This window comes from Microbacterium sp. KRD172 (assembly GCF_017168295.1).
GTDB classification, from domain to species: Bacteria; Actinomycetota; Actinomycetes; order Actinomycetales; family Microbacteriaceae; genus Microbacterium; species Microbacterium profundi.
The window spans coordinates 2,852,877-2,877,466 of record NZ_JABFAS010000002.1 but is presented as its reverse complement, the minus strand read 5'-3'; the positions used below and the strand labels follow the sequence as shown (position 1 = coordinate 2,877,466).

Genomic DNA, 24,590 nt, shown 5'->3' with positions numbered 1-24,590 from the left:
GCCATGGGCGGCGTCGGCCGGGCGCGGGAGTTCGGCATCCTGATCGCCCTGGCGCTGGTCGTCATCGCCGCGACGGCGAAGAACCCGAACTTCCTGTTCAGCGCAGACGGATGGCGCGACCTGCTGCTCACGCCGTCGATCCTCGTGCTCGTCGCGGTCGGACAGGCCATCGTCATCATCACCCGCAACGTCGACCTCTCAGTCGGGTCGGTGATGGGACTGACCGCCTATCTCACCGGACGACTGTTCATCGACATCCCCGGCATCCCGATCGTCTTCGTCGTCATCGCAGCCGTCGCCTTCGGCGGGCTGCTGGGTCTCGTCAACGGCGCGCTGGTCGCCTTCGCGAAGGTCCCCGCCATGGTGATCACGCTCGGCACGCTGTACGCCTACCGCGGCATCAACGTGCTCTGGGCGGGCAGCGACCGGGTCAACGCCTCCGACATGCCCAAGGACTTCCTCGGGCTCGGAACGGCCCAGCTCATCGGCATCCCCGTGCTCGCGATCGTCGCGGTGATCGTGCTCGCGGCGGCCGCCTGGTACATGCGCAACACCCGCGGAGGACGTGAGTACTACGCGATCGGCTCTGACCCTGCTGCCGCGGAGCTTTACGGTCTCAAGGTCACGCGACGCCTGCTCACCGCCTTCGTGCTTTCCGGCGCGCTCGCCGGACTCGCCGGAGTCTTCTATGCCGCGCGTTACGGGTCCGTCAGCTCCCAGGCGGGCGCTGGTTGGGAACTGGATGCTGTCGGCGCTGCCGTGATCGGCGGCATCGCGATCACTGGAGGCGTCGGCTCGGTGTGGGGCGCCGCGATCGGCGCGATGCTGCTGATGACCATCAACCGCGCGCTCCCGATCCTCGGCATCCAGGACTTCTGGCAGCGGGCCGTCGTCGGCGCGCTCATCATCGGCGCCATCGTGCTCGACCGCGTGCTCGCGGTCAGACAGAAACGGCGTCTCATCGAGGCGAGGGACGAATCATGACCGCCACCACGGCCACGGCCACGACCCGAGTCATCCGGGAGCACGACCGCCCGCTCTGGCACCGAGTGCTGTTCACCAGGGAGATGGCGATCATCGCGCTCCTCATCCTCGTGGTGATCGTCGCGATGTCGACGGTGCGAGGATTCGCGCAGCCGATCACGCTGAACTACCTGCTGCTCGACGTCGCTCCGATCCTGCTCATCGCGCTGCCCATGGCGTTGATCATGGCCACGGGCGAGATCGACCTGTCGGTGGGCAGCATGGTCGGACTCGCCAGCGTCGTGACGGGCGTACTCACCCAGGCGGGCGCCCCGTTCGAGGTCGCCGCCCTCGCGGCTCTTGCCGTCGGAGTGGTCGGCGGCGCGGTCAACGGGTTCCTTGTGACGGTGGTCGGGCTCCCGTCGCTCGCTGTCACGATCGGCACGCTCGCGCTGTTCCGCGGCCTCGCGGTCGGGCTGCTCGGCACCACGGCGGTCACCGACTTCCCCGAGATGTGGACGGCATTGGCCAAGGCGAAGATCGCCGGCACCACGATCCCGTACATCACCGTGCCGTTCCTCGTGCTGCTCGTGATCTTCGTGGTGCTGCTGCACTTCACGCCGTTCGGCCGCGGTATCTACGCGATCGGCCTGTCGAAGGATGCCGCGCGATTCTCCGGTGTGCACGTCGAACGCACGAAGTTCATCCTGTTCGTGCTCGCCGGCGTCGTCGCGGCATTCGCCGGGATCTTCTTCACACTGCGCTTCGGCAGCGCCCGTGGCGACAACGCCACCGGCCTCGAGCTGCAGGTGATCGCCGCCGTGGTCCTCGGCGGGGTGTCGGTGTTCGGCGGCCGCGGCCAGTTGCACGGGGTCGTCGCCGCTGTGCTCCTGATCGGTGTGCTCTCCAGTGGGTTGCGACTGGCGAACGTCACCTCGGATGTGATCAACATCATCACCGGCGGTCTTCTCGTCGCATCCGTGGTCGCGGCGAGCCTGCTCGCGTGGGCGCAGCGACTTCGCGCCAGGATTCCTCCCTCACGTCTCACAGCCTCCTCTGCATCCTGAGGCGCCTCGTGCCACCGGCATCCGTCTGTGGCAGCATCCACGAAAGGAAGAACAATGAAGTTTTCACGCAAGCGTGTCACGGCTTTCGCGGCTGTCGCCGTGGCCGCGGCGCTGGTCCTGACCGGCTGCGCCGACCCCGGCAGCGGGACGGGTGGTGACGGCGGCGGGGCCGAAGGCGGCTCCGACAACCTCACCATCACGTTCCTGCCGAAGAACCTCGGCAACCCGTACTTCGACACGTCCAGCAAGGGCGGCAAAACCGCGGTCGACGAGCTCGGCGGCACGTTCGCCGAGGTGGGACCGGCTGAGGCGACTCCCGATGCCCAGGTGAGCTACATCAACACGGCCACGCAGCAGGGCGTCGGTGCTCTGGTCGTCTCGGCGAATGATCCGAAGGCCATCTGCGATGCGCTGAACGAGGCGCGCGACGCGGGCGTCAAGGTCGTCACGTTCGACTCCGACACCAACCCGGACTGCCGCGACCTGTTCATCAACCAGGCCGATGCCGAGGGCATCGCGAAGGTGCAGGTCGACCTGATCGCCGAGCAGATCGGTGGCGCGGGCGAGATCGCGGTGCTGTCGGCCTCGGCGAACGCGACCAACCAGAACGCCTGGATCGACCTGATGGCGGAGTACCTCGCGAGTGACTACCCCGACATCACGCTCGTCGAGACGGTGTACGGCGACGACGACGACCAGACCTCGTTCGACAAGACCGCGGCACTGCTGCAGACGTACCCGAACCTGAAGGGCATCATCTCGCCCACGACGGTCGGTATCGCCGCAGCGGCCCGCTACCTCTCGACGTCCGACTACAAGGGCGCCGTCGCGCTGACAGGTCTAGGCACGCCGAACCAGATGCGCGAATACGTCGAGGACGGCACGGTCACCGCGTTCGCGCTGTGGAACCCGGAGGAGCTCGGTTACCTGTCCGCCTACGCGGCAGCCGCACTCATCCAGGGCGACATCACCGGCGCCGAGGGCGACACCTTCGAAGCCGGAGACCTCGGCGAGTACACGGTCGGCGCCGACGGCACCGTTCTGCTCGGCGACCCGTTCGAATTCAACGCGGACAACATCGGCGACTTCGACTTCTGAGTCGCGGGCCACGACGCCCCGGCTGCTCGCGCGGTCGGGGCGCCCTGCTGCGCGCGGGAGGCTGCGCGGGAGGCAGGGCGCGGGAGGTGGGGCGCGGGAGGCACGGCGCGGGAGGTGGCGCTACTGGTCGCATCGGGGCGGCTTCAGCGGCACTTCGCGACACCTCCCCCGCGTGTCTGTGACGGGAGGTGGCGCTTGTGGCCGCTCTAGTCCGCGTTCGGCGACACCACGGGACACCTCCCGGGACCTCCCCGGGCGTGTGACGCTAGCGGAGGGCTGCACGCAGTCGCGACGGTCCTCAGCTGGTGTCGAAGCGCATGGGCTCGTGCGTGCGGGCGACCAGTGCTCGCAGCTCCTCGAGCGTCGCGGGCGCGGCGCCCAGCGTACGGGCCTGCACGAGCACGTTGCCGAGTGCGGTCGCCTCGACGGGCCCCGCGAGCACCGGAAGACCCGAGCGGTCGGCGGTCGCCTGGCACAGCAGCCGGTTGAGCGATCCGCCGCCGACGAGATGGATGCTGTCGAGTTGACGCCCCGACAGATCGCCCGCGGTGCGCACGGCCGAAGCGAAGGCCGCGGCGATCGACTCGACGATCGCGCGGGCGAAGGCCGGGCGACTGTCGGGAACGACCGAGCCGCCGGCGTGCAGCACAGCGGCGATTCGCGCGGGCATATCGCCAGGAGCGCTCAACGACACGTCGTTCGCGTCGAACAGCGCGATGTCAGCGGGCACGGCGGACGCGGCATCCAGCAGATCGGGCAGGTCGATCGCCGCGCCGTCCTCCGCCTCCCACGCGCGCACCGTCTCGCTCAGCAGCCAGAGCCCCGTGACGTTGTGGAGGAAGCGGTAGCGTCCGTCGACACCGAGTTCGTGCGTGAAGTTGGCTTCGCGTGCAGCATCCGTCAGCACCGGCTCGGAGAGTTCGACGCCGACAAGACCCCAGGTGCCGCACGAGATGTATGCCGCGTTCGGCGACGAAAGCGGCACGGCGACGACGGCGGATGCCGTGTCATGCGAGCCGACCGCGATGACGGGGAGGTCTTTTCCGATGCGTGCCGCGAGCTCGGGGCGCAGCATCCCGATCCGCGTGCCGGGATTGACCAGAGCGGGGAGCGCGGCTGAGGGGATGCCGAGGCGATCCGCCAGCTCGACGTCCCACTCGCCCGAACGCACACCCAGGAGTCCTGTCGTCGAGGCGTTCGTCCGCTCCGCGACGCGGGTGCCCGTCAGCAGGAAAGCGATCAGATCCGGGATGAGCAGCGCGGCGTCAGCATCCGCCAGCCGCTCGTCGACGCGGTACTGGTACAGCGTGTTGAACGGCAGGAACTGCAGCCCGTTGCGCTGATACAACTCGGCGAACGGAACGACCTCGTGCACCTCCACGACGCCGCGCTCGCAGCGCGGATCACGGTAGTGGAACGGCTGCGTGAGCAACTCGCCGTCACGCAGCAGCCCGTAGTCCACGGCCCAGGAATCGATGCCGATGCTCTCGATGGCCGGTTCGCGGCGCACCGCCTCGGTGAGACCCTCGACGATGTGCCGGTAGAGCGCGTCGAAGTCCCAATGCAGACCGTCGTCGCGCTCGACGGGGCCGTTGGGGAAGCGGGTGACGAGTTCGAGGTCGAGTGTGTCGTCGCCGATGCGGCCGATCATCACGCGGCCGAAGTCGCACCAGGGGCGCATCGCGTTCGTGACCGGCGCAGCATCCGGCATCGGCAAGGCCATCGCCACCCGCCTCGCCGCCGAGGGCGCGTGCGTGGGGTGGCGGGGTCAGCGGCGCTGTTCGAAGAAGTCGCGCAGCAGTGCGGTCGCAGCGTCCTCCGCCACCCCGCCGACGACCTCGGCGCGGTACGGCAACCGGCGATCGCGCAGAACGTCGTACATCGATCCGGCGGCTCCCGCCTTGTCGTCCCATGCGCCGAACACGACGCGCCCGATCCGCGACTGCAGGATCGCCCCGGCGCACATCACGCACGGCTCGAGGGTGACGACGAGCGTGCGCCCTTCGAGATTCCACGAGCCGACGGATGCTGCGGCCTGCCGCAGCGCGACGATCTCGGCATGTCCGGTGGGATCGTGGGTCTGCTCGCGCGTGTTGCGCCCCTCGGCGATGATGCGGCCGGACTCATCGAGCACGACCGCGCCGACGGGAACCTCACCGGCGGCAGCGGCCTGTGCGGCGAGCGCGAGTGCGCGCCGCATCCCGTCGCCGTCGGTCTCTCGCATGTGTCGAGCCTATTGGTCGCGTTGCATCTGGCGGAGCATGTCACGCCTGGCGGAGCCATTCGCCGAAAACCTCCGTCAGGCGTAACAACCTCCGTCAAGCGTCGCAGCCTCCGTCAGGCGTCGCAGCCTCCGTCGGGCGTCGCAGCCTCCCAGCCTCCGTCAGGCGTCGCAGCCTCCGTCGGGCGTAGCAGCAGCACGTCCGATGTGCGCGGACTGACGCGCCGGCGAGATGCCACGCAGGAAGTCGGCGAGCGTGCGGCCGGCATCCTCGAGCGCGCCGTCATTGACGATCTCGAGGTCGATCCGGGTGTCAGGCGCGGGATCCGGTCTGTCCATCCGGGCCTGGATCTCGGCATCCGCCTCTCGACCGCGGCGGGCGAGGCGCGCGCGACGCTGTTCCTCCGGCACGCAGACTCTGATCACGGCGGAACGCTCGAAGCGCTCGGTGAGCCGGTTCAGCACTCCCCTGGAGATGTTCGCCACCACCACATCACCAGCCCGGACGGCGTCGACGACTGCGGCGGGCAGCCCGTAGGCGAGGCCGTGCCTCGCCAGCTCAGCGCGAACCCGCCCTCGCTCTCGATCCGAGTGAAATCGGCTTCACTGACGGGCAGATGGTCCTCGCCCGCACCGACGGGTCGGGTGATGAGCCGGCGAGGGAAGACGAAGCCCTCGTCCTGATCGGCGAGCAGATCACGGGCGGCGCCGATGACGGAGTCCTTGCCCGATCCGCTCGCCCCGACCACCGCGACGAAGGCGCCGCTCACGCGACCCGCTCGCCCTCGCGCCAGACGCTGCGCACGATCGGCACCGGAGACCCGAGCGGATGCTGCTCGCTCGACGCCCCCTCGTACGCGTGCACGCGGATCAGGTCTGCCCGCAGGCCGGTCTCTATGACGCCGCGGTCGTCGAGGCCGATCGCGCGTGCGGGGTTCGCGCTGAGCAGGCGCGACGCCTGCGGCAGCGTCGTCTCTCCTCGCGCGACCAGCAGGAACGCGGCCTGGAGCGTGCTCGCCGGCACATAGTCGCTCGAGAGGATGTCGAGAAGTCCCGCGCGGAGCAGCTCGACGGCGGCGACGTTGCCCGAGTGCGACCCGTCGCGGACGATGTTCGGCGCGCCGGACACGACCAGCTGCCCCGCTGCGCGAGCGGCGCGCGCCGCGTCCACCGTCGTCGGGAACTCCGAGATCCGCACACCAAGTGCCGAGGCCTCGTCCACGTGCGCCTGCGTCGCATCGTCGTGCGCGGCCATGGTGATGCTCCGCACCCCGGCGCGCTCTGCCATCTGTTTGCGATGCCGGCCTGCGTAGAGCCCGGACAGCCGATGCAGCTCTTCGACGTGCGCGTCGAACTCGGTCTCGAGCAGCCGCCCCTTGCCGACCATGTACGTGCGGAACGCCTCGACATCCGCATACTGACGCTGCCCAGGCGTGTGATCCATGAGCGAGATCATCCGCACCCGGTCATGGCCTCCGACCTCATCGAAGACCTCGACGACATCGGCAGTGGAGACCTCGCAGCGCAGGTGCACGAAGTGGTCGGCGCGCAGCAGACCCGACTCGGCCGCATGGATGACAGCATCCATCAGCATCTTCGCGTTCGCCGCCATGCGATTGCCGTCGGTCGGGCCGGTGCCGATGCGCAGTGCGTCGAGGACCGTGGTCATGCCGGAGGCAGCCATCTGCGCGTCATGCGCGATCACTGCGGTGATCGGGTCCCAGTAGCGCTTCGGCCGTGGCTGGAAGTGGGTCTCGACCTGATCCGTGTGCAGTTCGACGATGCCGGGCATGAGGAAGTCGCCGTTCAGGTCGGTGCCGGCACGCGTCGGGTCGTCGGAGATCTCGGCGATGACCCCGTCCTCGATGCGCAGCGAACCGTGGATCACTTCGTCGCCCACGACGACGCGGGCGTTGGTGAGGGATGAGGACGCGAGGGGCATCAGGCGGTCTCCTGCAGGTCGGCGTCAGCGGATGGGGTGGCGAGGGGATGGGCGGAGAGCACTTCGAACGGCGCACCAGGCTCGCGCTCGATGAACAGCGCGATCGAGCGGAGCAGGACGTCGCAACCGTGGCCGTCCTTCGCGAAATGCGCAGCGATGGCACTGTCGATCTCGCTCTCGCGCGCCGGCGGGATGGGGTCGGTCAGCGTCAGGTGGAAGCGGAACTCCTCGAACACGTACGGGTAGCCCCACTGCTCGAAGAGCACGCGCTCGCGCGCTGAGAGCGTCTCCGGTCGTCGGCGCCGGATGTCGGCATCGTCGAGCTCCGCCCGGAAGACATCGAATGAGCGCACGGCCTCGTCGGCCAGCATCCGGATCGCCGAGTCATCGCCGTGCGGGAGCAACGCGCGGAAGCGACCGAGGTTCGCGGGTCGCAACGCGGGGAGGAGCACGCAGTGGTGAGAGGCGGCGAACGCATCGGCGGCCGCCCGCAGATCGGCTTCGGTGCGTCCGCCCGCGAGGCGGAACGGCGCCTTGAGGGTCGCATGGAAGCCGTAGCGGCGCGCGTCGACGGTGAGGTCGTGGAACTCCGGCCTCGCGTACCAGGCCTCGACAGTGCTCCGCAGGCCCGCGGCGATCGGATCATCGCTCTCGCCGAGCAGTCCGGGCACGGCGTACACGGCATACCGTGTCATGCGGCGATCCCCTCTCGACTCGGGTCGGCTTCGCGGCGCGCGTCGGAGTCCGGCTCCTGCGGAGCCGCGAAAGCCTGCACATCGACAGTCACGTCCGCGACCGCTTCGCGCACGTCCGCGTCGTGGAAGATCGCCAGGATGCCGACGCCGCGTGCGACGCTCTCGCGCACCAGCTCGATCACGACCTGGCGGTTGCGGGCGTCGAGGGATGCCGTCGGCTCGTCGAGCAGCAGCAGGGATCGCTCGACGACGAAACCGCGCGCGATGTTCACGCGCTGCCGTTCACCTCCGGAGAACGTGGCGGGTGGCAGCGCCCAAAGGCGCTCGGGGATGCTGAGACGCTCGAGCAGCTCGCCGGCGTGCTCGCGTGCCTCATCACGACCCGCACCTCGCTCGACCAGCGGCTCGGCCACGACATCGATCGCCGGTACGCGCGGAACGGCGCGGAGGAACTGACTCACGTAGCCCATCGTGGAGCGCCTCGCGGCGAGCACCTGTCGTGGCTGCGCGGTCGCCAGGTCGAGCACATCGCCGTCGTGAGCGAGCAGGATGCTTCCGGCATCGACGCCGTAGCTGCCGTAGACCATCTTCATCACCGAGCTCTTGCCCGATCCCGACTCGCCGCCCAGCACCACGCAGGTACCCCGTCGCACGTCGAAGGTCAGCCCGTTCACCACAGGCAGCCGCTGTGCGTCCTGCAGGTGGAGTGTGAAGCTCTTCGAGACGTCCTGCACGCTCAACACGGCATCCGGGTTCATATCGCTGTTCGGGTTCATGTCAGTCCTGGAGGATCGATGAGACGAGGAGCTGGGTGTACGCGGCCTGGGGATCATCCAGCACGCGATCGGTCAGCCCGGATTCGATCACCACGCCATCCTTCATGACGAGCGTGCGATGCGAGATGAGGCGGGCCACTGCGAGATCGTGCGTGACGATCACGACGGCAAGGCCGAGGTCGGCCACGAGCGAGCGGATGAGATCGAGCAGACGCGCCTGCACTGAGACGTCGAGCCCGCTCGTGGGCTCGTCCATGAACACCAGCCGTGGGCCGAAGACGAGATTGCGCGCGATCTGCAGCCGCTGGCGCATGCCGCCGGAGAACGTCGTCGGTGCGTCGTCGATGCGGTGCACCGGGATCTCGACGCGGGCGAGCCACTGCTCGGCCTGCTCACGGATGCGGCCGTAGTGACGCCACCCGTTGGCCATGAGCGGCTCGCCGATGTTCCCGCCGGCGCTCACGTGCATCCGCAGGCCATCGGTGGCGTTCTGGTGCACGAAGCCCCACTCCGTGCGCCAGAGACGGCGCACTTCGCGCTCGCTGAGCGTCGAGAGGTCGACGAGCTGCGCCGCGTGGCCCGGACCGCCGTCGGGAGCGGTGCGGTACTGCACGCTCCCCTCGTCGATGCTGAGTCGCTGCGTCAGCATTCCGAGCAGAGTCGACTTGCCGGAGCCGGACTCGCCGACGATCGCGAGCACCTCACCCGGCCACAGGTCGAAGTCGACGCTGCGGCATCCGAAGACATCGCCGTAGGCGTGCCCGGCGTCGGTCACGCTCAGCAGCGGCTGTTCGTCGTCCGTGCCGGTGTCGTCTTTCACAGCAGGGCCCCTTTCGTGGCGGCGGTCCGCTCACAGTGATCGGTGTCGGAGCACACGTACATCACAGTGCCGCGATCGTCCATGATGACCTCGTCGAGGTACACGCCCTCCGACGCGCAGATCTCGCACGGCGTGTCGAAGCTCTGCGGCTCGAACGGGAAGTCCTCGAAGCCGAGGCTCTCGACGTCGGTGTACGGCGGGATCACGTAGATGCGCTTCTCCCGTCCGGCGCCGAACAGCTGCAGGGCCGGGCTCTGGTGCATCTTCGCGTTGTCGAAACTCGGGATCGGCGATGGGGCCATGACGTAGCGTCCGCCGACGAGCACCGGGTAGTCGTAGGTCGTCGCGAAGTGCCCGTATCGGGCGATGTCCTCATAGAGCTTGACGTACATGAGACCGTACTCCTCGAGCGCGTGCAAGCGTCTGGTCTCGGTCTCGCGCGGTTCGAGGAAGCGCAGCGGCTCGGGGATCGGCACCTGGTAGACGATGATCTGACCCTCGGCCAGCGGCGTCTCCGGGATGCGGTGGCGCGTCTGGATGATCGTCGCGTGATCGGTGCGCGTCGTGACACCGGCGCCGGCGACCTTCTCGAAGAACTGCCGGATCGAGACGGCGTTGGTCGTGTCATCCGCGCCCTGGTCGATCACCTTGAGCGTGTCGGGCTGACCGATGATCGAGGCGGTGACCTGCACGCCGCCGGTGCCCCAGCCGCGCGGCATCGGCACCTCGCGTGAGGCGAACGGCACCTGGAAGCCGGGGATGGCTGCACCCTTCAGCAGCGCCCTGCGCACGACGCGCTTGGTCTGCTCGTCGAGGTAGCCCTCGTTGTAGACGATTCGCGGCTCGCTCATGGCTGCTGCCCCCGTGCACGTTCGTTGAATTCTTCATGCAGCCGGCGGATGAGCACCAGCTCGCCCTGGAAGTCGACGTAGTGCGGGAGCTTGAGGTGCTCCACGAACCCCGCAGCCTGCACGTTGTCGGCGTGGCTGATGACGAACTCCTCGTCCTGGGCTGGTGCGTCGGCCCGCTCCCCGAACTCCTCGTGCCGCAGGGCACGGTCGATGAGCGACATCGACATGGCCTTTCGCTCGGCGCGGCCGAACACGAGACCGTATCCGCGGGTGAACTGCGCGGGACGATCGGCCCCGCCGACGAACTGGCTGACCATCTGGCATTCCGTGACCTCGATGCGCCCGATGGGCACCGGGTGCCCGATCTCCGGTGCGTCGAAATCGATCTCGACCTCGCCCACGCGCACCTCGCCCACGAAGGGATGCGTGCGCCCGAAGCCGCGCTGAGTCGAATAGCCGAGCGAGAGCAGGAAGCCCTCATCCCCTCGGCTGAGCGCCTGCAGGCGTTCGGCGCGGCTCATCGGATAGACGGTGGGTTCGCGGGTGAGGTCGGCCGGATCCGGATCGGTCCAGTCCTCGCCGTCCGCACGATCCGGTTCGATGAGCGCGTCGACACCGAGCAGGTCGGTGACGCGCGGCATCCGCTCGGTGTCGGCGTCCTGTTCGTCGCCACCGGATGCCGACGTCTCGGACGTCGTGGGATCGTCGGGGATGCCGTCGGCGAGTTCGTCGGCGAGCAGACGGTGCGTGTAGTCGAACGTGGCGCCGAGCTGTTGGCCGCCCGGAATGTCCTTGAACGTCGCGGAAACCCGCCGCTCGGGCGGCAGCCCGGCGGTGTCGATCGCGACGGTGACCCCGAAGCGCGGCAGCGTCGTGCGGTACGAACGCAGCAGGGTGACGGCCTCGAGCACATCGCCCTGCGCCTGCAGCAGAGCCTTCGCCGCGAGGTCGGGATCGTAGAGCGAGCCCTCTGCCATCACGCGTGAGACGAGCACGCCCAGCTGATCGCGTACCTGCGTGTAGTCGACGCGCGCTGACGACTCCTCGCCGCGTCCCCGTCGGGCGAGCAGGGCGTGCGCGTTGGCGATCGCCTTCTCTCCGCCCTTGACTGCGACGTACATCAGGCGCTCCGGTTCTCGGCGCCCTGCAGGCGGATGCTGCGGGGCAGGGCTCGTACGGAATCGTCGGCGACGAGGATGAGGTCGATGCCGCGTGGGAAGTGCGAGTGGTTCTGCTGCCACTGCGCCAGGAAGCCGACCGGCAGGCCTGCACCGTCCCAGGCGACTGCTCCGTTCACTCCAGGGCCGGTGGCCACGAAGTCACCGGTACCCCGAGCGCCGGTCGCGTCGATCACGACGGTCGCAGACCGGTGCGGTTCTTCATCAGTGCCGGATGCGAGAGCGTCGAGGCGTGGGACCATCGTCGGAGAGGATGCGACGACGAACAACGCTTCGCCTGGAGCATCCACCAGACGCGCGCCGGTGTGGAAGCGCAGCCAGGCGCACACATCATCCGAGGCGCGAAGCGCCGGGTCGAGCCAGATCGGTGTCTGCTCGTCGCACAGTGCGAGAAGCACCGCCGCCACGCCGGGACTCAGCGGTGCGACGCGGCCCGTGGTCCCCGCTTCGAGGGGCTGCGGAAGCGTCGGACGCGCGAATGCGCCGAGCACCGCACGGAAGACGCGCTGCGCATCCTGCACCGGGTCAGCGAAGCCGGGGCGCTGACGCCGGGCCGTCGGCATAGGGCCGGTCGGGCGTTCCTGAACTCGCATGGTCATTCGTCATCCTCTCCGTCGACACCGAAGTCCGGTCCGGAATTCTCACGGGCGACGGTGAAGAAGTCCACCACCGTGCTGCGGGCATCGGCGCGCGAGCGGGCGTCACGCTGGGCCTGGGCGTGCTCAAGCGGCACGATGACCTCGTCGAGAACGCGTTGGCGTGCATCCCCCGCGAGCAGTGCATCGAAGATCGCGGCGAGACCCGCGTGCTCTGGGTGACTTCCCAGCACGTACGCGGTCCCGACCGTCTCCGCCCCGAGCCCGCGTGCGACGACGGTCGCGCGGCTGACGGTGGCCTCGCCGACATTGAATCGGTCGCCGGTGCCGCCGATGCGTCCTTGCGCCATGACGAGCCCCGACTCCGGGCCGCGCACGAACTCGATCTCGGGCTGGTTCGGCCATGCCTGCCAGAGCGCGGCCAGGTCGGCTTCCGCAGCATTGGCGAGCACGCGTGCGGTGCGCCGTCGTGCCGTCTCATCGGGCCCCGTCTCGTCCGGCCCCGCCTCGTCCGGCCCCGCCTCGTCCGGCCCCGTCTCGTCATGCCGATCCATCGCGCCTCCTAAAGTTGTCTATTGGTCTAGACAACTATCACGCTAATGGCAGGATGTGAGAAAGGGAAGCGGCAGACGGGTCGCTACGGCGACGATCGCGTGAACTTCCCATGAACGAGCACGAGGAGGCTGCCGTGAGTGATGCGACACCGACCCGGCCGACCGGGTACTCGGCGTGGCGACTCATCGCCGAGGAACTGCGTGCCGACATCACGGAGGGCCGGCTGCAGACCGGCGATCGGCTTCCGCCGGAGAGCGCATTGGCCACGCGTTTCGGCGTCAATCGGCACACCGCGCGGCAGGCTCTCGCTTCTCTCGCGGCCGAAGGCCTGATCGAATCGCGCAGGGGCAGTGGCACGTTCGTCACGAGCAGCGCCGTGCACGTGCACCGCATCGGCATGCGCACACGCCTCTCGACGAGCCTCGGCAACGGTCATCAGCCCTCCGGACGAGTGATCGAGAGTGCGCTGGAGACCGCGCCGGCACACATCGCCCGCAGGCTCGGCATCGCCGATGACGGCCTGGCCGTTCGGGTCGAATCGCTCAGGACCGTCGACGGCGAACCGTTCGCTCTCGGATCACGCTGGTTCGACGCCGCTCGCCTTCCCGACATCGCCGCGTCGCTGCGACGCACCTCGTCGATCACGGTGGCGCTGCGCGCGAGCGGGGTGGACGACTATGTGCGCGTGTCGACAGTGGTCTCCGCGCGGCACGCCACCGCCACAGAGTCGGGGCTGCTCGGACTCGGCTCCGGGGCGATCGTGCTGGTCACAGAAGCGCTCGACGCCCTGCCGGACGGCACGCCTCTGCAGCACCTCGTCACACGATTCGCCGCTCAGCGCGTGCGGCTCGATATCGAGCATCCGGATCCGACCGCGTGACGCATTACCCTTGACCTATGCGTGTTCACGTGGCGGACCACCCCCTCATCACCCACAAGCTCACGGTGCTGCGCGATGTGCGCACCCCCTCGCCGGTCTTCCGGCAGCTGACCGAAGAGCTGGTGACGCTGCTCGCCTATGAGGCGACGCGCAACGTCAAGGTGTCACCGGTCGAGATCACCACCCCTGTGACCACCACCATGGGCGTGAAGATCTCCGAGCCGCGCCCGATCGTCGTCCCGATCCTGCGTGCCGGACTCGGGATGCTGGAGGGCATGGTCAAACTCCTCCCCACCGCAGAGGTCGGGTTCCTCGGCATGGTGCGCGACGAGACGACGTTCGAGCCGACGACCTACGCCGAGCGCCTGCCAGACGACCTCAGCGATCGCCAGTGCTTCGCGATCGATCCGATGCTCGCGACCGGCGGATCACTCGGTGCCGCGATCGAGTTCCTGTTCAAGCGCGGCGCGCAGGATGTCACGGCGATCTGCCTGCTCGGCACCCCGGAGGGCGTCGAGGCCATCGAGAAGATGGTCGGCGATCGGGATGTGACTCTCGTGCTCGGCGCGCTGGACGAGCGGCTCAACGAGAAGGGCTACATCGTGCCCGGCCTCGGCGACGCGGGTGATCGCTTGTACGGCACGGTCTGAGATCGTCTAAGTCACCGTCAGGCGGTAGGCGCGTTCGTCACCGAACCGCTCGAATCCGACTCTGGTGAGAATCGGCGCCGATGTGGCGATGCGGCCCTTCACGATGGCCGTCGTCGCGCCGAGTTCGGCGCTCGCACGCAGCCTCTCAGCCAGCACGGCACGGTACGCGCCACGGCCACGAGCGCTCCCCGCACTCACGCCTGATCGGCGCCGACCAGTCGGGCGAAGGCACTCATCCGCGCGACGCCTTCAGGTGTGCGGGGCAGGTCGTCGAGCAGTGCCGGCGAGTGGATCAGGTACGCCGCCACCTGTGCGCGTGAGATCGCGACGTTCAGACGGTTCTGCAGCAGCAGGAACTCCGGCCCGCGCGGGGCGTCCCGGCCACTGGACGCCGCGAGCGTCGTGATCGAGACCACTGCTTCCTTGCCCTGGAAGTTGTCGACCGTGCCGACGGGGACACCGGCCATCCCCGCAGCAGCGAGAGCATCGATCACCAGCTGCTTCTGCGCGTTGTACGGCGCGACGACGATGATGTCCCCCTCCGTCAGAGGGCGCGGCGCGGCATCCGGCTCCGCGAACTCCCGCCCGAGCAGATCGCGCACGGTCCGCACGACTTCGGCGGCCTCCTCCGGCGATTGGGTCGCGTTGCGGCGATGACGCAGCGAGATGACGTGCAGTCCCGGCTCGATGCCCGCAACTGCGCGCTGATCGGTGCCGGGCGCTGACGCGAGCTGTCCGGCGTACGACAGCCGCGACACCGGCGCGGCGACCGCCGGATGCATCCGCCAGCTGCGATCAAGGAAGTACCCGTATTCGGGGCGGATGACCGCATCGCCGTCCATCACCCAGCCGAGAGCCGAGGTGTCGACCGGCTCCGGATGCGCACCCTGGCTCACCTGCGGCAGCTGCTGCGGATCGCCGAGCAGCAGCAGGCTCTTCGCTCCCGCCGCGACGGCGATCGTCGAGGCGAGCGAGAACTGCCCTGCCTCGTCGATCACGAGCAGATCGAGGCCGTCCCGTTCGACGCGAGCGGTGTTGCTGAAGTCCCATGCCGTGCCGCCGACGACGACGCCCTGCCCCGCATGCTCGGCGAGGAACGACGCCATGCCGGTCTTCGGGATCGCGGTGTACTTCGGATCGCTGTCTTTGTCTTTCGGCGCCTTCGCGACCTGCCCTGGCGGTACTCCGTCTGCGACCACGCGATCGAGCAGCGTCTCGATGATCGCGTGCGACTGCGCCACGACGCCGACCCGGTAGCCGTACTCGTTGACGAGCCGGGCGATGACGCGGGATCCGGTATAGGTCTTGCCGGTGCCGGGAGGGCCCTGCACCGCGAGATAGCTGCGGTCGAGATCGAGCACACCCCGCACGATCGCGTCGATCCTGTCGACGCCACCATCAGCGCCCGCTGCACCACCGGTCACCACAGGCAGCCCGCTCCCCGACCGCGTGCGCGGCGGAATGCGGCGCAGGATGTCGGTCGCCGCATCCGCAGGGAACGACGGTGCTGCGTCGTGCACGGCATCCGCCCACTCGTCGATCGCACCCTGCAGCGACACCACACGTGGCGGAGCCGCGGGAGTGAGCGCGACGGGGAACTCGTCCCAGGTCTGTCCGCCCGCCGCCGTCTCGACGATGACGTAGCCGTCGTCGAGCACCTCGCCGACCGTGACCGCGCGTGCGACATGCACGGCGCGTGACGGCGCCTCGACATCGAACGGCGCCGGGAACGGGTACAGCGCGAAGGGGTTGGCGCCCTCGCCGAGCGTGGTGCCGGGTGAGATCTCACCACGGATCTCGATCTCGCGTGAGGCGACGCGGCGGCCCTCTTCGACGCTCCAATCGCGGCGAAGAGCGCTCTGTCCGGTATCCACCCGGACCACGTCGCGGGTCTGATCCCACATCGACACCGGCTCGCGCAGACGCTGGAAATGCCCCACCCAGAAGCTCTTCGCCTCGCGCGGGTAGTAATCGATCGCGGCCGCCGCGACGCGATGCACCTCGCCGTCGCCTCCCGCTTCGACGTCTTGTTCAGCATCTGCGAGCAGCGAGACGGATCGGTGCGACGGTTCGTAGACGAGTTCTTCGGTCTCGTCGGGTGGCGCAGGGCTCACGCCCTTCTGCTTCGCGATCTCGATGAGCCAGTTACGCAGCCGCCGGGTGGAGACACAGTCGTAGCGGTTGTAGTCGGCGAGGTCGGCGAGCACGGATTCCGCCTCGGCGCTCTCCCCCGCCTCGGCGAGGGCACGGGCGGCCACGTACTGCACGATCGAGTCGTCGCCCTTCTGCACGTCACTGGTGCGAACCTCTTCGCCCATGTACAGCGGTTCGAGCTTCTTGATCGAATAGGAGCGCGAGCCGACGCGCACGGTGCGCAGCACGAGCGGATAGAGGTCGACGAACACGCCCTCGCGGAGCAGCCTGTCGACGTCAGACTCACGGATGCCGTAGCGGGCGGCCATCGCGACGAGATGCGAGGTCTCGTACGGTGCGTAGTGGTAGATGTGCATGTCGGGATGAGCGGCGCGGCGCGCATCGACGAAGTCGAGGAACTGCCCGAGCGCGATCTTCTCGTCGGCGAACGTGTGAGCCCACAGTGGCGTGTACTGGTCTTCGTTGTCGACCCAGCCGAACAGGTAGTCGATGCCCCACTGCGCGTGGCCATCGGCCGCCGGCTCGGTGTAGAGCGGGTCGCCTTCGAAGTCGAAGAAGATGTCTCCACGACTCGGCCGGGGCAGCGTGTGAATGGCGCCGGGGTGATAGACGTCGAACGTCGGCGCGTCATCGGCATCGGCACGCAACTGCAAGCGCGCCTGTGCGCGAAGCGACTCGAAGGTGTCGACGTTCATGCCTGCCGGGGCGGCGACAGCTGCGGCGAGGTCCTCGATCGTCTCGATGCCGGCGGCCCGCAGACGGGCGCGCTGCACGGGACGCATCCGGGCGACCATGAGCAGATCACGATGCGCATCCACCTGCTCGGTGCACGTGGCGCAGCGCCCGCAGGCGACGATCTCGAGGTCGCCGCGGTCATCGCCCCAAGCGAGCGCCTCGCCGTCGGCACCTGTCTCGACCCGCCGGTCGGCGATCAGCGCGCGCAGCCGCGCACGGCGCACATGGAACAACGGCAGCAGGTCATCGACGGCGTGGGTGCTGATGGTTCCATCACCGAGGATGAGATCCACCCAGTCGGAGCGAGGGATGCCGAGCCCGTCGAGCTGATCGACATATGCCGCGAGCTGCATGAGAGCGGTGACGCGCGCCGTCCTGGCGAGCTTGGAGTCCTGAACGCGCCAGGTTCCGTCGTCTTCTCGCAGCAGGAAGTCGGCGAAACCGACGAACTCGTCGGTGGAGAACGCTGCTTGGAAGAGTACCTTCGCGTCGGAGCGCAGCGCGGCCCCGGTCTCTGCGACGACCGCGGCGAGGGACGATGCCGCGGCGGACGACACCTTGGCGACCTCGTGCACAGCATCCGCGCCGAAGCGCTCGCGATAGGCCTCGAGGACCTTCACCTCGTGCAGATCACCGAGCTTCGCCGCACGCGCCAGCGTGGCGTCTTCAGGCTCGATGACCACAGGGACGCGACCCAGCTTCGCGTCGATCGCACGGGACCACGCGAACTCGCACTCGGCGGCCGCCTTCAGGTCGCTGGCGCTGAAGATGACGCGCTGCGCCTGAGTGTCGATCCGCATGTTTCGAGCGTAGCCGGGGGCTCAGACAGCGGATGCTGCGGGTGCTTCGAGGCTTCGACTCGCTGCGCTCGCTCAACCCGTTTCGTCTCGCCTACGGCTCGCTCAACGCCCCGCGTAGCAGTCGCGAGCTCAACGCCCCGCGTAGCAGTCGCGAGCTCAACGCCCCGCGTAGCAGTCGCGAGCTCAACGCCCCGCGTAGCAGTCGCGAGCTCAACGCCCCGCGTAGCAGCCGCGGGCAGTGCGCTCAGCGCCACCAGTCGTCGTCGGGTGTGACCGGCAGGTGGCGCTTGTGCTGAGTGGCGAGGTACTTTCCCTCGAGCCGGGCTGCTGCCGCAGCATCCACCGGCTTCCCCTCCAGATAGTCATCGATCTGCTCGTAGGTGAGACCGAGTTCGTCCTCGTCTGCGCGTCCGGGCTGGTCATCGAGCAGGTCGGCGGTGGGAATCTTCATCCACAGCCGCTCCGGAGCTTGCAGTGAACGCAGCAGCGCCTTGCCCTGCCGCTTCGTGAGGCCTGCGAGAGGCAGGACATCCGCAGCGCCGTCGCCGAACTTCGTGTAGAAGCCGGTCACGGCCTCGGCCGCGTGATCGGTGCCGATGACGAGGTGACCGTCGTGTCCGGCCAGCGCATACTGCGTGACCATGCGGATACGGGCCTTGATGTTGCCACGGTTGAAGTCGGTGATGTCGGCGCCTGCCGCCTGCTCGATGTCCTTCTCGACGCCGTCGACGCCATTGCGGATGTTCACCTCGACCGTGCGATCCGCTGCGATGAAGCCGAGCGCGGCGGTCGCGTCATCCGCGTCGTGCTGCACCTTGTAGGGCAGGCGCACAGCGATGAAGTCCGCCTCGTGGCCGCCTGATCTCACGCGCTCGACGGCGAGTTGCGCGAGCCGGCCGGCGAGCGTCGAATCCTGCCCTCCCGAGATGCCGAGCACGAATCCCTTCGCACCGGCCCTGGTCAGGTAGTCGACGAGGAACTGCACGCGGCGTTCGACTTCGACGGCCGGGTCGATCTCGGCGCGCACTCCAAGTGTCTGAGCGATCTCCTGCTGAAGCGTCATGCGTCCAGTATCCCCCTTGACTGTTACGCGCTCGTGACACGGATGGAATATGTCCGGCGCACATCGGCTTGACTGGGACAGACGACAGAAAGCGAGCCTTCATGACTCTTCTCGGCAGCAGCGATATCGACGTGCTCCCCCTCGCCCTCGGCGGCAATGTATTCGGCTGGACAGCCGACCGCGCCGCCTCGTTCGAGATTCTCGATGCGTTCGTCGGAGGCGGTGGCGACTTCATCGACACAGCCGACGGATACAGCGCCTGGGCGCCCGGCAACGGCGGTGGCGAGAGTGAGACGATCATCGGCGAATGGCTCGCTGCTCGGAAGCCGTCTGACATCACGATCGCGACGAAGGTCAGCTCCCACCCGCAGTTCAAGGGGCTGTCGGCCGAGAACGTCCGCGCCGCCGCCGAGGCATCGCTCAAGCGGCTCGGCGTCGAGACGATCGATCTGTACTTCGCGCACTTCGACGACGTCGAGACCCCGCTCGAGGAGACTGTCGCGGCGTTCGGTCAGCTCGTCACGGACGGCCTGGTGCGCCACACCGCTGTCTCGAACTACTCCGCGGACCGCATCCGCTCCTGGATCTCACTCGCGCAGGATGCCGGGACCGCCGTTCCCGTTGCCGTACAGCCGCATTACAACCTCGTGCACCGTAACGATGTCGAGGAGAGCATCGTGCCGGTCGCTCAGGAGTTCGGTCTGAGCCTCGTGCCGTACTACGCGCTGGCGAGCGGCTTCCTCACCGGGAAGTACCGTTCGACGGACGCTTCCGCGGTGGACTCGGCACGCGCCGGCGGAGCCGCGAAGTACGCGACTGGGCACGGGCTGCGCGTCATCGACGAGCTGGAGCGCGTCGCCGCGGCCCACGACGCGTCGATCACCTCGGTGTCGCTGGCGTGGCTGCGGTCGCAGCCGACCGTCGCCGCGCCGATCGCGAGCGCGTCGCGGGTCGAGCAGGTGGCGGATCTGCTGGCCGGTGCGCGGTTGGAGCTGTCGACGGAGGAGCTGCGCGCGCTCGACGATGTCTCGGCCTGGAGCCCCGCGAACGCTTGAGGCGGGTCGCTCGGCGAAGGTTTCGACTCGCTGACGCTCGCTCAACCCGTTTCGTCTCGCTCCGCTCGCTCAACGCCCCACAGGCGCCGCGGGTCGTTGAGCGGACGCGCGAAGCGCCGGAGACGAAACGGGTTGAGCGAAGAGCGCAGCGAAGAGTCGAAACCGGGGTTCAGGTGCGGATGCGGCTCGGGCCGTTCTCGGTCTGCTCGACCACGAGCTGAGCGGGGATCTGCTCCTGCATCGACTCGACGTGGCTGATGATCCCGACCGTGCGCCCACCGGAGCGCAGTTCGTCGAGCGTGCGCATCGCGACGTCGAGGGTGTCGGCGTCGAGAGATCCGAATCCTTCGTCGATGAAGAGGGTGTCGAGCTGGATGCCGCCTGCGCGCGCCGTGACGACCTCGGCGAGGCCGAGAGCGAGGGCGAGGGAGCTGAGGAACGTCTCCCCTCCCGAGAGCGACTGCGCGGGTCTGGTCTGCCCTGTGAAGGCGTCGAAGACGACGATGCCGAGACCGGATGCCGCGCCTCGCGCCGCGAGCGCGTCTGAGTGCTGCAGCTGATATCGCCCGGTCGACATGTCGCTGAGGCGCCGGTTCGCCGCCTGGACGATCTCTTCGAGCTCTGCGGCGAGCACGAAGGTCTCGAGCGTCATCTTGTGGGTATTGCCTGCACGACCGGCGATCGTGTCGGCGAGGCCGCGGATCGTCTCATACTCGGCCTGCTGATCAGCGCTGCGCGCATGCTCGGATGCTGCGGAGTCGATGAGTCCCGCAAGCTGCTCCGCCGTGCTCTGCGCACGGTTGGCGGTGTCGACGGCTGTCTTCCACGCCGCACGCGCGTCTGCTGCCGACTGCTCGACCGGAGCCAGGTCGATGGGGTCTTCGGGGAGTGTGCGCAGTTCGAGTTCGAGCAGTGTCGCACGCTCTTTCGCACGCTGCACGCGGTGCGCGGTGATCTGCGAATCGAGCTCTGCCTGCTCGGCGGATGAACGCAGGGACTGCTGAACCGCAGTGGTATCGTCGAAATCTGAGGCGGCGAGAGCAGCCTGCTGTTCTGCCTGAGTCTCGATCAGCGCGGTCGTACGCCGGGAATGCTCGGCGAGGGCGGCAGCGAGTGCCTGTGCGGCTTCGATCTGCGCTTCCGCAGAGGTCAGACGCTCCCGCACCGAGCCGAACGCACCACGGGCGTCGGCGATCGACTCCTGCGCCTCGCGGCTGCGCTGCTCGATCAGTGCGAGCGATTCGCGAGCGGTGGCGAGCGCGGCAGCAGATTCCGTGCGCTCGTTCTCGAGCTGCACGGCGCGTGCGTCCGCCTCCGATAGCCGGGCCTCGAGTGCGGGCAGCGAGTCGGCCGCCGCAACAGCACCGGCATGAGCCGCCGCGGCAGTCTCGACCTCGGCTTCCGCCGTTTCAATCGTGCGCTTCTCTGCTCGAGCCTCTGCCGCCGCGAGCTCGGCACGCACTGCGGCGAACCGTTCTGCGGCGCCGCGTTCTGCCTCGGTCGCGGCATCCCGAACCGCCTCGGCCGACTCGATGTCGTCTGCCGAGACGGGGTCGGTGTGCGCGGCGGGAGCGGGATGCGAGGTCGATCCGCACACCGCACAGGGCTCGCCTTCGACGAGAGCGGTCGCGAGCTCCCCGGCGAAGCCGTCGAGGCGGCGACGACGCAGTTCAGCGAGCTCGGTCTGGGCGGCGGCCAGCGCAGTGCTGGCTTCGGAAAGTCGACGCTCTGCGGTCTCCAGCTCACCGCTGAGCCGCGCGCTCTCGACAGCAGCGTCGCGCCTCGTCTTCGCCGCGTCGTGGGAACGTGCGAGATCTTCGACACGGTCGGCGAGGCGCCGGATCTCATCTCGCTGTGCTGCCAGCTCGACACGACGGCCAGGAAGCGCAGCGCGCTCCCCCTCCCCTGCATCGACGCACTCGGATGCCGTCGACACCTGCTTCACGGCGGATGCGAGCTCCGCGGCCAGTACCGGAGCCGTGGCTTCCAGCTCGGCGGCCCGCGCCCATGCGCCGCTCTCTCTTGTGCGGTCAGCAGCCCACGTCTCCAGTGCTGCGATCGCATCGGGCCGGGTGTCTGATCCGCCATCGCGCGATACCTCAGCACCGTGCTCACCCTGACCGGACTCGGCCGCTGGTTCGGGGAATTCTGTGCCGGTCGCCTCCCACGCCGACCGCGCCGCCTCCTCTGCGGTAGCAGCTGCAGCGCGCGCATCTTCCGCACGTGTCGTCGCCGTGATCGTGGCGCGCAGCGCCTCGGCGGCCCGCGCGCGCTCGAGCACCTGGCGCGCCTCGACGATCTGCGGTTCCTCGGCGTCGAGTGCAGCGAGTGCAGCGCGTGCGCGGTCGCGCTCCTGCTGCGCCTTCTTCTCCTCGCGCGCGGCGACGAGTGCGGCATCCGCCGCCGTAAGCGTCTTCTCGGCATCGTCCTGCTCGGCGATGCGGCGCTCGGCCTGATACTCGGCGCGGGTGAGCGCCAGGCGCAGCGCCTCCAGCCGCGTTTCCGTGCCGCCGGAACCGGACGCGGCAGGAACGGCTTCGTCGTCGATCGGACGATCTCCCCCAAGGGCCGCGACAGTGACGACGCGCTCCGCTTCTTCCATCCGTGCCGTCACGGAGGCCATCAGACCGGCGAGCGCGTGCTCGGCGGAGCGGCGCCGCTCGTCGAACCGCGACTGCACGTCATCGAATCGCTCCGTGCCGAAGAGCCGGCGCAGCAGCGCCTGCCGCTCTTTGCTGTCGGCGAGCAGGAAGCGGGCGAACCGGTTCTGGGCGAGCAGGATCACCTGCAGGAACTGCTCTCGGCTCAGCTGCAGGATCTCGTCGAGTTCGTCCGCGACCCGTTTCTCCTTGGCAGCGAGAGTCACCCAGCCGTCGTCACCCAGAGAGTCCAGTTGCACGCCAGAGGCCTGCTTCGTGAGCCCCCCACCTCGTTTTGCCGGGCGCTGGTACTCCGGCGAACGCGTGACACGGAACCGACCGGCGGTCGTGCTGAACTCGACGACCACCTCACTGACGTCTTCGGGAGCGCAGTAGTCGCTGCGCAGCCGTTTGTCTCCGCTCTCGTACCGTGGCACGCCGCCGTACAGGCCGAAGCAGACGGCATCCAGAATGCTCGACTTGCCTGCTCCCGTACGACCGGCGATCAGGAAGATGCCGTCGTCGGCGAAGCCGTCGAAGTCGACGACCTGTCGATCGAGGAATGGACCGAATCCCTCGATCTCGAGACGGTGGAGGCGCACTAGACGAGGGCCTCGGCGGCCACGCGCTCGTCGAGGATCTCGCGGATGAGCTCGCGCTCGCGCTCACTCGGGCCCTGCCCCGCACGCACGTGCTCGAGGAACGCCTCGATGCGCTCTGTATCGGTGACGGCGGACTTCAGACGCTCGGCGTACGAACGCTCCGCGCGCTCGGCCCCACCCACCGGAGCGTGCTGCACCATCGCGCAGTGCGTGAAGTGCGCCTTCAGGCGGCGCATCGGTTCGGACTGCGGCAGCGCGTCGGTGTACACCGCGCACACCCAATCGCCGGCGTGCGCCGCGATGTTCTCAGTCGAGAGGATCTCTTCGAGCGTTCCCGTGAGCGTCACGAGCCGGCGCGGCACCGGCAGCGGCAGCCACTCTACGGAAGCGAGGCCGGCGGCATCGAGATCGACCAGCCAGGAACCGCGTTCCTTGTGCTGCTCGCCGAAGCTGTAGTGCAGCGGCGCCCCCGCATACCTGACACGGTCGCTCAGCTGCTGCCGTCCGTGGATGTGCCCGAGCGCGATGTAGTCGGGACCGTCGAAGACATCGAGCGGCACGACATCGAGGCCCCCTTGGCGCACCTCGCGCTCGAGCCCTGCCGTGGCATCGACCCCGGCGGCGAAGCAGTGCGCGATCGCGACCGAGCGTCCGTCATGCGCAGCCATTCCCGCACGGACGAGCCCCATCGCATGCGCCATCGTCTGCGCCTGCGTGCGGAGAGTGGCGTCTGGCCAGTACTGGCGCACGATCGCCGGTTCGAGGTACGGGATGCCGTAGAAGTGCACCGGACCGTCGGAGTCGGAGATCGTGACCGGCGTGCCGATCGCACGCGGATCGGTGACCACATGGATGCCGTCGCGCAGCAGCCGCGCCTGGAATCCAAGGCGCGCTGCGGAGTCGTGGTTGCCACTCGTGACGATGACCTTGGCGCCGGTGTCGTGGAGGGCGACCAGCGTGTCGCCGAGCAGTGTGTATGCGGGGCCGGCGGGCGTCGAGGAGTCGAACACGTCACCCGCGACGATCACAGCATCCACGGCATTGTCACGCACTTGCTCGACCAGCGCGCTCAGTACCTCGGCCAGCGCATCCATGGTCGAGGTGCCGTGGAACGTGCGGCCGATGTGCCAGTCGGAGGTGTGCAGGATTCGCATACTCACACGGTACGGACGGCCACCGACATTCACGTCGAGGCGTGCCGCAGCACCCTTCGACAGGCTCGGAAACCGCGAAGGACGCAGCGGCACCGA

The 24,590-nt window shown here is 68.6% G+C and carries 23 protein-coding genes and 1 pseudogene; 7 read left to right on the top strand and 17 right to left on the bottom strand.

Annotated elements, in window-relative coordinates:
- Nucleotides 1–3: 3 nt before the first annotated feature.
- The 3 genes from J1M43_RS14215 to rhaS are packed head-to-tail and all read left to right on the top strand — an operon-like array spanning nucleotide 4 to nucleotide 3,128.
- Entirely contained in the window at nucleotides 4–984 is a 981-nt protein-coding gene (locus tag J1M43_RS14215) for an ABC transporter permease (RefSeq protein WP_052166917.1), read from the top strand.
- On the top strand, nucleotides 981–2,030 hold the full coding sequence (locus J1M43_RS14210; RefSeq protein ID WP_206477081.1) for an ABC transporter permease: 1,050 nt from the start codon (nucleotides 981–983) through the stop codon (nucleotides 2,028–2,030). Before J1M43_RS14215 ends, J1M43_RS14210 begins: the two co-directional genes overlap by 4 nt.
- A gap of 54 nt (nucleotides 2,031–2,084) precedes the next feature.
- On the top strand, nucleotides 2,085–3,128 hold the full coding sequence (gene rhaS, locus J1M43_RS14205) for a rhamnose ABC transporter substrate-binding protein (protein ID WP_206477080.1): 1,044 nt from the start codon (nucleotides 2,085–2,087) through the stop codon (nucleotides 3,126–3,128).
- Between the two features lie 298 nt (nucleotides 3,129–3,426).
- On the opposite strand, the gene J1M43_RS14200 is transcribed toward rhaS, so the two are convergent.
- Nucleotides 3,427–4,809 carry a rhamnulokinase family protein gene (locus tag J1M43_RS14200; protein ID WP_206477404.1) on the bottom strand — a complete coding sequence of 461 codons (1,383 nt, stop codon included), beginning with the start codon at nucleotides 4,807–4,809 and terminating at the stop codon, nucleotides 3,427–3,429.
- Between J1M43_RS14200 and J1M43_RS17220 the strand changes: the two are divergent.
- A pseudogene (locus J1M43_RS17220) lies at nucleotides 4,784–4,885 on the top strand (SDR family NAD(P)-dependent oxidoreductase); the annotation flags it as partial. The gene J1M43_RS14200 and the pseudogene J1M43_RS17220 overlap by 26 nt on opposite strands.
- A gap of 11 nt (nucleotides 4,886–4,896) precedes the next feature.
- Here J1M43_RS17220 and tadA read toward each other — a convergent pair.
- The 11 genes from tadA to phnG form a co-directional block, all read right to left on the bottom strand.
- On the bottom strand, nucleotides 4,897–5,352 hold the full coding sequence (gene tadA / locus J1M43_RS14195) for a tRNA adenosine(34) deaminase TadA (RefSeq protein WP_033105132.1): 456 nt from the start codon (nucleotides 5,350–5,352) through the stop codon (nucleotides 4,897–4,899).
- A gap of 159 nt (nucleotides 5,353–5,511) precedes the next feature.
- Nucleotides 5,512–5,835, bottom strand: coding sequence for a hypothetical protein (locus J1M43_RS14190; protein ID WP_200880940.1), 324 nt, complete (start codon nucleotides 5,833–5,835; stop codon nucleotides 5,512–5,514).
- Nucleotides 5,808–6,119 (bottom strand): hypothetical protein, encoded by a 312-nt coding sequence (locus tag J1M43_RS14185; RefSeq protein WP_200880941.1) that lies wholly within the window; start codon nucleotides 6,117–6,119, stop codon nucleotides 5,808–5,810. Before J1M43_RS14185 ends, J1M43_RS14190 begins: the two co-directional genes overlap by 28 nt.
- On the bottom strand, nucleotides 6,116–7,291 hold the full coding sequence (locus J1M43_RS14180) for an alpha-D-ribose 1-methylphosphonate 5-triphosphate diphosphatase (RefSeq protein WP_033105133.1): 1,176 nt from the start codon (nucleotides 7,289–7,291) through the stop codon (nucleotides 6,116–6,118). Before J1M43_RS14180 ends, J1M43_RS14185 begins: the two co-directional genes overlap by 4 nt.
- The gene (locus J1M43_RS14175) at nucleotides 7,291–7,986 is read right to left on the bottom strand and encodes a DUF1045 domain-containing protein (RefSeq protein WP_033105134.1); all 696 of its coding nucleotides are present in this window, start codon (nucleotides 7,984–7,986) and stop codon (nucleotides 7,291–7,293) included. Before J1M43_RS14175 ends, J1M43_RS14180 begins: the two co-directional genes overlap by 1 nt.
- Nucleotides 7,983–8,762, bottom strand: coding sequence for a phosphonate C-P lyase system protein PhnL (phnL, locus tag J1M43_RS14170; RefSeq protein ID WP_206477079.1), 780 nt, complete (start codon nucleotides 8,760–8,762; stop codon nucleotides 7,983–7,985). Before phnL ends, J1M43_RS14175 begins: the two co-directional genes overlap by 4 nt.
- 1 nt (nucleotide 8,763) lies before the next feature.
- Nucleotides 8,764–9,582 carry a phosphonate C-P lyase system protein PhnK gene (phnK, locus tag J1M43_RS14165; RefSeq protein ID WP_206477078.1) on the bottom strand — a complete coding sequence of 273 codons (819 nt, stop codon included), beginning with the start codon at nucleotides 9,580–9,582 and terminating at the stop codon, nucleotides 8,764–8,766.
- Nucleotides 9,579–10,433 carry an alpha-D-ribose 1-methylphosphonate 5-phosphate C-P-lyase PhnJ gene (locus J1M43_RS14160; RefSeq protein ID WP_033105136.1) on the bottom strand — a complete coding sequence of 285 codons (855 nt, stop codon included), beginning with the start codon at nucleotides 10,431–10,433 and terminating at the stop codon, nucleotides 9,579–9,581. The genes phnK and J1M43_RS14160 overlap by 4 nt, the downstream gene beginning before the upstream one ends.
- Entirely contained in the window at nucleotides 10,430–11,554 is a 1,125-nt protein-coding gene (locus tag J1M43_RS14155; RefSeq protein ID WP_033105137.1) for a carbon-phosphorus lyase complex subunit PhnI, read from the bottom strand. Before J1M43_RS14155 ends, J1M43_RS14160 begins: the two co-directional genes overlap by 4 nt.
- Nucleotides 11,554–12,210 carry a phosphonate C-P lyase system protein PhnH gene (gene phnH, locus J1M43_RS14150; RefSeq protein ID WP_241245244.1) on the bottom strand — a complete coding sequence of 219 codons (657 nt, stop codon included), beginning with the start codon at nucleotides 12,208–12,210 and terminating at the stop codon, nucleotides 11,554–11,556. Before phnH ends, J1M43_RS14155 begins: the two co-directional genes overlap by 1 nt.
- Nucleotides 12,207–12,761 carry a phosphonate C-P lyase system protein PhnG gene (gene phnG / locus J1M43_RS14145; RefSeq protein ID WP_206477077.1) on the bottom strand — a complete coding sequence of 185 codons (555 nt, stop codon included), beginning with the start codon at nucleotides 12,759–12,761 and terminating at the stop codon, nucleotides 12,207–12,209. The genes phnH and phnG overlap by 4 nt, the downstream gene beginning before the upstream one ends.
- A gap of 134 nt (nucleotides 12,762–12,895) precedes the next feature.
- On the opposite strand from phnG, the gene phnF reads away from it, so the two are divergent.
- Nucleotides 12,896–13,642, top strand: coding sequence for a phosphonate metabolism transcriptional regulator PhnF (gene phnF / locus J1M43_RS14140; RefSeq protein WP_307823482.1), 747 nt, complete (start codon nucleotides 12,896–12,898; stop codon nucleotides 13,640–13,642).
- Nucleotides 13,643–13,659: 17 nt separating this feature from the next.
- A complete protein-coding gene (gene upp, locus J1M43_RS14135) occupies nucleotides 13,660–14,292 on the top strand; it encodes a uracil phosphoribosyltransferase (protein ID WP_033105138.1) in 633 nt (210 codons plus the stop codon).
- Nucleotides 14,293–14,298: 6 nt separating this feature from the next.
- Here the strand turns inward: upp and J1M43_RS14130 are convergent, their stop codons facing one another.
- The 3 genes from J1M43_RS14130 to nadE form a co-directional block, all read right to left on the bottom strand.
- Nucleotides 14,299–14,490, bottom strand: a complete 192-nt coding sequence (locus J1M43_RS14130; RefSeq protein WP_241245243.1) for a hypothetical protein — start codon at nucleotides 14,488–14,490, stop codon at nucleotides 14,299–14,301.
- Nucleotides 14,487–17,981 (bottom strand): bifunctional RecB family nuclease/DEAD/DEAH box helicase, encoded by a 3,495-nt coding sequence (locus tag J1M43_RS14125; RefSeq protein WP_206477075.1) that lies wholly within the window; start codon nucleotides 17,979–17,981, stop codon nucleotides 14,487–14,489. The genes J1M43_RS14130 and J1M43_RS14125 overlap by 4 nt, the downstream gene beginning before the upstream one ends.
- A 244-nt stretch (nucleotides 17,982–18,225) precedes the next feature.
- Nucleotides 18,226–19,044 (bottom strand): ammonia-dependent NAD(+) synthetase, encoded by an 819-nt coding sequence (gene nadE / locus J1M43_RS14120; protein ID WP_206477074.1) that lies wholly within the window; start codon nucleotides 19,042–19,044, stop codon nucleotides 18,226–18,228.
- A 101-nt stretch (nucleotides 19,045–19,145) separates the two neighbouring features.
- On the opposite strand from nadE, the gene J1M43_RS14115 reads away from it, so the two are divergent.
- Nucleotides 19,146–20,099 (top strand): aldo/keto reductase, encoded by a 954-nt coding sequence (locus J1M43_RS14115; RefSeq protein ID WP_206477073.1) that lies wholly within the window; start codon nucleotides 19,146–19,148, stop codon nucleotides 20,097–20,099.
- A 169-nt stretch (nucleotides 20,100–20,268) separates the two neighbouring features.
- Here the strand turns inward: J1M43_RS14115 and J1M43_RS17125 are convergent, their stop codons facing one another.
- Both J1M43_RS17125 and J1M43_RS14105 read right to left on the bottom strand, forming a co-directional pair.
- A complete protein-coding gene (locus J1M43_RS17125) occupies nucleotides 20,269–23,340 on the bottom strand; it encodes an AAA family ATPase (RefSeq protein WP_206477072.1) in 3,072 nt (1,023 codons plus the stop codon).
- A complete protein-coding gene (locus J1M43_RS14105; protein ID WP_033106286.1) occupies nucleotides 23,340–24,494 on the bottom strand; it encodes an exonuclease SbcCD subunit D in 1,155 nt (384 codons plus the stop codon). Before J1M43_RS14105 ends, J1M43_RS17125 begins: the two co-directional genes overlap by 1 nt.
- Nucleotides 24,495–24,590: the final 96 nt, after the last annotated feature.

What these genes read in the sequence shown, in the direction of transcription:
- J1M43_RS14215 (WP_052166917.1), top strand. Translation starts at nt 4, where the DNA reads ATGGGCGGCGTCGGCCGGGCGCGGGAGTTCGGCATCCTGATCGCCCTG.
- J1M43_RS14210 (WP_206477081.1), top strand. Translation starts at nt 981, where the DNA reads ATGACCGCCACCACGGCCACGGCCACGACCCGAGTCATCCGGGAGCAC.
- rhaS (WP_206477080.1), top strand. Translation starts at nt 2,085, where the DNA reads ATGAAGTTTTCACGCAAGCGTGTCACGGCTTTCGCGGCTGTCGCCGTG.
- J1M43_RS14200 (WP_206477404.1), bottom strand. Translation starts at nt 4,809, where the DNA reads ATGCGCCCCTGGTGCGACTTCGGCCGCGTGATGATCGGCCGCATCGGC.
- tadA (WP_033105132.1), bottom strand. Translation starts at nt 5,352, where the DNA reads ATGCGAGAGACCGACGGCGACGGGATGCGGCGCGCACTCGCGCTCGCC.
- J1M43_RS14180 (WP_033105133.1), bottom strand. Translation starts at nt 7,291, where the DNA reads ATGCCCCTCGCGTCCTCATCCCTCACCAACGCCCGCGTCGTCGTGGGC.
- J1M43_RS14175 (WP_033105134.1), bottom strand. Translation starts at nt 7,986, where the DNA reads ATGACACGGTATGCCGTGTACGCCGTGCCCGGACTGCTCGGCGAGAGC.
- phnL (WP_206477079.1), bottom strand. Translation starts at nt 8,762, where the DNA reads ATGAACCCGAACAGCGATATGAACCCGGATGCCGTGTTGAGCGTGCAG.
- J1M43_RS14160 (WP_033105136.1), bottom strand. Translation starts at nt 10,433, where the DNA reads ATGAGCGAGCCGCGAATCGTCTACAACGAGGGCTACCTCGACGAGCAG.
- J1M43_RS14155 (WP_033105137.1), bottom strand. Translation starts at nt 11,554, where the DNA reads ATGTACGTCGCAGTCAAGGGCGGAGAGAAGGCGATCGCCAACGCGCAC.
- phnH (WP_241245244.1), bottom strand. Translation starts at nt 12,210, where the DNA reads ATGACCATGCGAGTTCAGGAACGCCCGACCGGCCCTATGCCGACGGCC.
- phnG (WP_206477077.1), bottom strand. Translation starts at nt 12,761, where the DNA reads ATGGATCGGCATGACGAGACGGGGCCGGACGAGGCGGGGCCGGACGAG.
- upp (WP_033105138.1), top strand. Translation starts at nt 13,660, where the DNA reads ATGCGTGTTCACGTGGCGGACCACCCCCTCATCACCCACAAGCTCACG.
- J1M43_RS14125 (WP_206477075.1), bottom strand. Translation starts at nt 17,981, where the DNA reads ATGCGGATCGACACTCAGGCGCAGCGCGTCATCTTCAGCGCCAGCGAC.
- nadE (WP_206477074.1), bottom strand. Translation starts at nt 19,044, where the DNA reads ATGACGCTTCAGCAGGAGATCGCTCAGACACTTGGAGTGCGCGCCGAG.
- J1M43_RS14115 (WP_206477073.1), top strand. Translation starts at nt 19,146, where the DNA reads ATGACTCTTCTCGGCAGCAGCGATATCGACGTGCTCCCCCTCGCCCTC.
- J1M43_RS14105 (WP_033106286.1), bottom strand. Translation starts at nt 24,494, where the DNA reads ATGCGAATCCTGCACACCTCCGACTGGCACATCGGCCGCACGTTCCAC.